7 protein-coding genes and 1 pseudogene are annotated in these 6,785 nt (G+C 63.7%); 6 read left to right on the forward strand and 2 right to left on the reverse strand.

Annotated features, from left to right (window positions below; translation table 11 throughout):
- A pseudogene (locus DJ019_RS20490) lies at window positions 1–451 on the reverse strand (NADP-specific glutamate dehydrogenase); the annotation flags it as partial.
- A 689-nt stretch (window positions 452–1,140) separates the two neighbouring features.
- Here DJ019_RS20490 and DJ019_RS20495 point away from each other — a divergent pair.
- The 5 genes from DJ019_RS20495 to DJ019_RS20515 all read left to right on the forward strand — a co-directional run bounded on the left by DJ019_RS20495 (window position 1,141) and on the right by DJ019_RS20515 (window position 4,116).
- Window positions 1,141–1,566: a single-stranded DNA-binding protein gene (locus DJ019_RS20495; protein WP_111278723.1), complete on the forward strand. Its 426-nt coding sequence runs from the start codon at window positions 1,141–1,143 to the stop codon at window positions 1,564–1,566.
- Window positions 1,567–2,031: 465 nt separating this feature from the next.
- A complete protein-coding gene (locus DJ019_RS20500; RefSeq protein WP_111278725.1) occupies window positions 2,032–2,178 on the forward strand; it encodes a helix-turn-helix transcriptional regulator in 147 nt (48 codons plus the stop codon).
- 552 nt (window positions 2,179–2,730) lie between these two features.
- Window positions 2,731–3,060 carry a hypothetical protein gene (locus DJ019_RS20505; protein WP_111278726.1) on the forward strand — a complete coding sequence of 110 codons (330 nt, stop codon included), beginning with the start codon at window positions 2,731–2,733 and terminating at the stop codon, window positions 3,058–3,060.
- The gene (locus DJ019_RS20510; protein ID WP_111278728.1) at window positions 3,057–3,386 is read left to right on the forward strand and encodes a hypothetical protein; all 330 of its coding nucleotides are present in this window, start codon (window positions 3,057–3,059) and stop codon (window positions 3,384–3,386) included. Before DJ019_RS20505 ends, DJ019_RS20510 begins: the two co-directional genes overlap by 4 nt.
- Before the next feature lie 121 nt (window positions 3,387–3,507).
- Window positions 3,508–4,116, forward strand: coding sequence for a hypothetical protein (locus DJ019_RS20515; protein ID WP_111278730.1), 609 nt, complete (start codon window positions 3,508–3,510; stop codon window positions 4,114–4,116).
- A 756-nt stretch (window positions 4,117–4,872) separates the two neighbouring features.
- Here DJ019_RS20515 and DJ019_RS20520 read toward each other — a convergent pair.
- The gene (locus DJ019_RS20520) at window positions 4,873–5,475 is read right to left on the reverse strand and encodes a DedA family protein (RefSeq protein WP_111278732.1); all 603 of its coding nucleotides are present in this window, start codon (window positions 5,473–5,475) and stop codon (window positions 4,873–4,875) included.
- Between the two features lie 307 nt (window positions 5,476–5,782).
- Here DJ019_RS20520 and DJ019_RS20525 point away from each other — a divergent pair, with 307 nt between their 5' ends.
- Complete coding sequence (locus tag DJ019_RS20525) at window positions 5,783–6,466, forward strand: MgtC/SapB family protein (protein WP_111278734.1); 684 nt, start codon at window positions 5,783–5,785, stop codon at window positions 6,464–6,466.
- Window positions 6,467–6,785 lie beyond the last annotated feature (319 nt).

The following is a 6,785-nucleotide window of genomic DNA, read 5'->3' on the forward strand; positions in this document are numbered from 1 at the left end:
GGATCCCTCGCATGATTGCAGCAAGCCGGGCCTCCGTCTGTTCAAAGGTCCAACTGTCGCGGGACGCATTCTGCTGCATTTCAAGCGCAGAGGTCGCGACGCCACCGGCGTTGGCCGCCTTCCCGGGCGCGAACAGGGCGCCCGCCTCCTGGAAGATTCGCACGGCCTCTGGCGTGCACGGCATGTTGGCGCCCTCCCCCACCGCGATCACGCCGTTGCCGAGCAACGCCTTGGCGTCTCGACCCGTCAGTTCGTTCTGCGTCGCGGATGGCATGGCGATGGAACACGGCACATCCCAGATGCTGCCGCCTTCCACGTACCTGGAGGTTCCCTTTCTGAGTTCGGCGTAGGCGCCGATCCGGGATCGACGGACCTCCTTCACTTCCTTCAACAGTGAAAGGTCGATGCCCGTCTCGTCCACGATGTAGCCGCTGGAATTCGAGCAGGCCACGACTCTGGCCCCAAGCTGCTGCAGCTTCCCAACGCCGCAAACAGCATGCTCACGTCAATCCTCACTTAGAGCCGAGCTGAACTCGGAGATCGAACACCAGAGCGCAAGCGACTCTACCGCAGCCCCACCGCCCCCTGATCTGCCTCTGCGGGCTGTCTGCCCGTGCGGCTAACGCCCTTCCGGAGGTGGCGGTAGCGAACGGATGTAGGCGATCACGTCCGCGCGCGCCTGACGGCCCGCCAACCTAGTAGAGCTGCCAGGACCCACGCCGCCGAGCCAACCGGAACGCCGACGAATCCCCGCTACCAACACATCTACCAACAGTATCGTTCGGTCGCCCCGACGGCCGATGACGGTCCCGGGGGCCTAGACTCCAACCGGGCGAAGCCCTGCACCTTCACAAGGCCAGTTCACCCGTCTCGTCTCAGTTCTGGCTTGAACGAACCGGTCCGCTGGCGGCCCCCGCGATCGATCTCGGAAACCTGACGCGGGCGTGCGTCGCGCGAAATCGACCTGCTTTGCAGGCGGGCCTGCTCGGGTCCCACCCATCTTCGGCTAGCGCCTGCAGACCGGTTCCCCCGGGGCCCGGATTTCGCGCGCCGCCCTGCCCCACGTCGAACGGCTCCGTGATCGCGGGATGCCCCCGCGAGCGGCCGGGCTCCCCCGGCCTTCGGAACGGAGACAAGACGATGTTGAACAAGACCCAACTCATCGGCCGCCTGGGCGCCGACCCGGAAGTCCGCAGCCTCAACGACGGCGCCAAGGTCACCAACCTGCGCCTTGCCACTTCCGAAACCTGGAAGGATCGAGACACCGGTGAGCGCAAGGAGCGCACCGACTGGCATCGGGTGACGGTCTGGGGTGATGGCTCGGCCAAGTACCTGTCCCACGCCACCAAGGGCGCGATGCTCTTCGTCGAGGGACGCCTGACTACCCGCAGGTGGACGGACGCTGACGGCGTCGAACGCGCATCCACCGAAATCGTCGTCCGATCCGGGAGCGGGCAGCTGAAGATCCTCGGTGACCGCTTGAGCCGGCGCGATGCCGACCACTCGACTACTGGAAGCCGCCATCCCTCGGGCAGCGAAGCCGAGCAAACCAGGCTGGACCTTTAGCCTGAGCCCCGGGTCCGGTCCGACCGGAGCGGACCCGGCAGTTCGGCCATTTCAGCCCCGGCAATCGAAAAGGCCCCTTCGCCAACAGATAGCAATGTTCGCAGCTCGCGCAGACTCGCGACCAGCACGCTTAACAGACTTCGTCGTTCGCCGAACGCGGCTCCACCCACATTCCGGCACGCAATTCGCTCGCCCTATAAGTCTACTTATTTCCAATAGGCTCAATAGCGCGCGCGAGGCTCCTCATATACACACCAATTCGGTAAACACACTACTTGCGAAGATGATTAATTCGCTCTGGTTATTTGTGGTTAACAACGCAAGTTATTATTGCGTTCCGGCGCAAACGAGAGGCGTTCCTTTCACATCGGCTCCACCGATGCTCATGCCTCACCAAGGCGTTCTGAAAGGTACGTAATGCAAACAACACCCCCTAAACTGCTCCCCTGGCGGATCGTCCGCGCCATGATCGGCAATCTCGGCCGCACCACCTGGTGGCGGATGATGCGGTCTGGCAGCGCGCCTCGCCCGATCAGAATTTCGCCCGGCCGCGTCGCTTGGCTGGAAGCGGACATTCTGGACTGGATCGCTGAGCGCCAGGCACAGGCGTAGTACCCAGACGGGAGAGCGGTGAAGCCAGCAGGCTCACCGCTCTCTCCCTCCGCGCCCCCCAATCACACGCCCGCCCCACAACCTACGCGAGCTATCGCGCCTCACAGCCGCTGGCTGGCCGGTTTGTCAATCACATGCGCAACGGAAGATATGATTTGAACAACTCTCGTCCATCCCATGATGAACTCGCGCCATCGTTTGCAGAACATCCGCGAGCTCGCGATGTACTCGCGCCATCTCTTGAAGAACATCAGTCCAATCGCTCGCTTCGCTCGCTCTCGATGGGTGGATACCCCCTTTTGGGGCCTCCTTCAGGCCGTGTCCGCGGAGCCAAGAGTCCCTTAAATGGGCGATACACCATACGCACCCCCCTCTGGGGCGCTTTTGCTCGTTTTTTCAATATCTTGTGGACGCCCACTCACAATTTTGAGGCGATACCCGCAAGCATAAACGCGTACGGCAAGTCGGGTCGGCCGTTGAATTGCCTGACCTTTTCGACAGCGCAGCGCTGACTTGGGAGCAAACATGCGCCGAAAACAATTGAGCGACGTTATGACGATCCGCCTCCCGTACGGAATCCGAAGCGACCTGCAAGCTGAGGCCAACTACCGTGGGACGAGTGTCGCAGAACTCATCCGCCAACGACTCGACAGTGCCACGGCCACCATTGCGATCGCCCGCGATATCCGCGCGGAGGTGCAGTACTTCATTCAGAGGGGGCTCGGAGGGCAGGCAGAGTCCGGCCGTTCGAACAGCGATGCGCTGCTTGCGGAGGTGCTGCTAATCCTTCGTCAGATCGTAAGTCCTGCCCAGATGCGTAGCGTCCAGAATGAGGTCCATGAGCTTGGCTTCGAAATCTGGACCGGGGGACAGCCGCGATGAGCACACCGACCGCCGAGCCTCCTCACGATGATCCCGTCGCACGCCTCGAGGCTTTCGCAGCCGCCCTGGAGGAAACCCACCAGAGAAGCTTGGAGTCGTTCCGCGTCACCATGGAGAAGGCACGTCCAAGGGCAGTCTCGGCTCGACTTCGCAAGCACCACCACATCCTCGATCAGTGGGCCAAGCGCGGCTACAGCTTGGAGACCATGTGTCAGTTCCTGAGAGAGAACTTCGACGTGGATGTGACGCCACAATACCTCGCGACCCTCCGCCATCGTGAGCGGCGCCGGAGGGCTAAGGAAGAGGAGACCGCAACCGCGAAGTAGGTCGGGTCAGGCCGGCGACGACGGCGGCTTCGACCGCTCGGTGCCGGCCTGCAGACCGCCGGTCGAAAGAAGGAAGGATGGGAGTGGTTGGGTGCGAAAACGCGCACCAGAGGAGCACGACGTGCAACCCACCACCCTTCAAGTCACCCGCCCCGACGACGGCCTGCCCGCTGATCTTGCGGCACAGATCGACGCAGAAATCTACGCCTGCGAGCAGATTGCGACCCATCCGACCCAGTACCACTACGAACTGCAGTACCGACTGCGGGATCTGGGCGCGCGTCTCGGCTACATCTCCAAGCTCGAGTTCTGGACGCCGTCTATATTGGCAGGCAAGCGCGGCCAGATCGATGTCGTGTGGACGTGCCGCGACGGAGGTCGCGGTGTGGCGTTCGAACTGGATGCCAGCTGGCGGCGCAAATCGATCGTGAAGCTGCTGCACATGGCGCCGACCCACTACCCCGTCTGGATCGTCTACGGCGATCCCTACATGACATTCGGCCCTGAAGAATTTGCCCTCGACCAGCTGATCGTCATCCAGCCCGACCTCTCACGCTTGCCGCCGTTCTGCCGGGCCCGGGTGGGACGGGAGCGCCTGGAAGCTTATCGGCGTGAGCAACGCGCGCTGAAAGCCGCGCGCCGGCAGGCAGCGGCTGCTCAGCGCAAGGCAGTAGAGGCAGGGGAGCCGAGCTCCACATCAGCTGCCAGGAAAGAGGAAGGAAGGGTCTGAGGGGGCGCGACAACGCGCATCAAAGGAGCACGCCGTGCAAATCCCACCACCCTCCCCCACCTCTCACCACGACATCCAGCATGCTGGAAGTGGGTCAGGTCGATCGACCAGCCGCCGCACTGCCAGGCAGCTGGTCCGCTTCAGCCTCTACGCCCTGTCCTATCTTGGCGGCTCAGCGACCGGAACCTCGGCGGTGGCGCTGGTGCTCTACCAACCCGCAGATTGGCGGTGGGTCTTCCTGGGAGTCGGCGGTCTCCTCGCCGGCGCCTGCGCCGCGGGATTGGCCCCCTACTTCCCCAAGTACGGGGAGGACAGGCCATGAGCGAGCGTCGTGCAGGGCGTCGCCGGCGCAAACAGCTGCGCACCTTGCATCGGATGCAGGGTGGCTACTGCGCAGGGTGCGGCGAACGCATCAAGCTTGGCATTGCACTCCCACCCAACAGTCCGATCCGGCCCACCTTCGATCACTACGACCCGGCGTTCCTCGGGGGCGGCCGAACTCTCCAAAATGGCTTGCTCAAGCACCGTAGTTGCAATGAGCGGCGCGGGGCCAGATTGCCCAATGGGTGTGACATGATCTGGCACTGGCTCGTGTTGGCGAAGCTTGGCGAGCGTAGGCCCTCGACGGCCCGAACTAGGGGCCCCTGAGGCCAGCGTTCTCCACCCCATAGCGGACCATTCACACTTCAGACATGCGCCAGGAGCGGACGTTCAACGCGCTGCCGAAAGCCGACCTTCGCTCATCAGACGGGCGCGTTAGCGGTCTACCCGCCGCGATCGGAGAACGCGAACTAGATAAGCAACAAGAAGCGTGCCCACCACGACGGCGGAGATGGGGTCGACCCAGGCTTCGACACGGCGGTATTCGTGTTCCAGGGCGTAGCCGGCGGCGGCCAACATCGTGGTCCATAGGGCCGTCCCCAGGGTCGTTGCCAGGAAAAAGACGGCGTGCGGCATGCGCATCAGTCCGGCCGGGACAGAGATGAACGTTCGAACACCAGGGATCAGCCGGCCAACGAAAACCGCAATCGCGCCCCGCCGCTGGAAGAACTCGCGGGACTTTCGAAGGTCGGAGGTGTCCAGCGTCAGCCATCGTCCATGCCGGTCGATCCAGACCGCCAATCTGTCTTCGGGCACCCGTCGTCCGACGAGGTACCAGACATAGGCGCCGGCGACCGCTCCGAGCGTGCCGGCCGCCAAAACGCCCAGGAAGTCGAGGCGTCCCTGGGCCGCCGCGAAGCCCGCGAGGGGCATGATCAGCTCGGATGGGACGGGCGGGACAATATTCTCTGCGAGCATGAGCAGCGCAACGCCCACCAAGCCGCCCGCAACGATCACGCCCAGGATGAATTCGAACACAGCCGCTCAGCCCCTTTCCGGCCGGCGTTCCGGGAACCGGACTCGCACCAGAAGCCTGAGGGCAGCATCCTCCAGCTGTATTGTTGCGCCATGGCGCTGGGCGGCGGCGGCGACAAGGCTCACGGCAAGCCCGAACCCTTCTCCACCCGATCGTGAGGGTGACGGCATGCGGTCACCTTGCGACCGCCTCGATCTGGGTGACCTCGCCGCTAGATTTGATTTTCGCAATGTTCGCCTTGAGCGGAGCTCAGCGAGGAACTCCCAGGGGGCCGCGACATTCGCTGTTCAGCCTTCCCGGGAGTGGTTGATGGATTTGCTCGATCCCGATTTGTTGTGGCCCATCGTGGGGTCGATCGTGGCCGGGGGCGTCATCGGCATCGAGCGTGAGTACAGGTCAAGTCCGGCCGGCTTCCGCACCCACATTCTCGTCTGCCTGTCATCGGCGCTGCTCATGCTGGCGGCGGTGCACCAGGTCCGCTGGCTTAGCGACACCCCACAGGACATCATCCGGATAGACCCGGTCCGCATGGCTCACGGCGTCCTTACAGGCATCGGATTTCTATGCGGCGGCGTGATCTTCCGTGAGGGTTTCACAGTTCGCGGCCTCACCACGGCGGCGTCACTCTGGAGCACATCGTCGCTCGGCGTGCTGTTCGGGGTTGGGTTCTACGCGCTCGCGATCGTGGGCGCCGCGGCGACGCTTCTCGTGCTGGCGGCCGTCACGCTGACGGAGAAACTGTTGCCGCAGCGGCAGTATGCCGACCTCAAGATCCGATACCGGCGGGACGCCGCCGTCAGTCGACGGTCGTTCTGCGAAATGGTCTCGGCCCATGGCATGCGTGCACAAGCCGTGACCGAAGGTGTCCAGGCCGACGTACTGGAATATGGCGCGACCGTCGAAGGCTACGGGGACAGCTCCGAAGCGCTGACCGAAGCGATGCGCGGCGACCCGGCAGTGCTCGGGTATGATTGTCAGCCGCACAAAGCCTGAGTCACTCCAGAAGTCCGCGAAGCGCCACAAGCGGTCATTGGGAGTGGGACCGAAAGCGGACGTCCACCTGCGCCTACAGGGAGCTGCCTGCGACCGTTCGCCGGCTTTGTGCTCAGTTAACGCCCTGCTCAGCGGCGTCGTGCAGTAGGTCAAACAGCGCTATCCTCAAGGGACCATGTCGCCAGTGCCCGGTGACGTGACCCCCGTTTCTCATCCAGTCGTAACGAGAGTCCTGGGTTGATCTGAGCCGTGCTCGGCGGGGGTTGCAAGAGGCCGGCGCGCGGAGACATCAGGTATCGCAGCGTGCCGGCCGGACTCT

Source organism: Phenylobacterium kunshanense (assembly GCF_003254525.1).
Taxonomy (GTDB): domain Bacteria; phylum Pseudomonadota; class Alphaproteobacteria; order Caulobacterales; family Caulobacteraceae; genus Phenylobacterium; species Phenylobacterium kunshanense.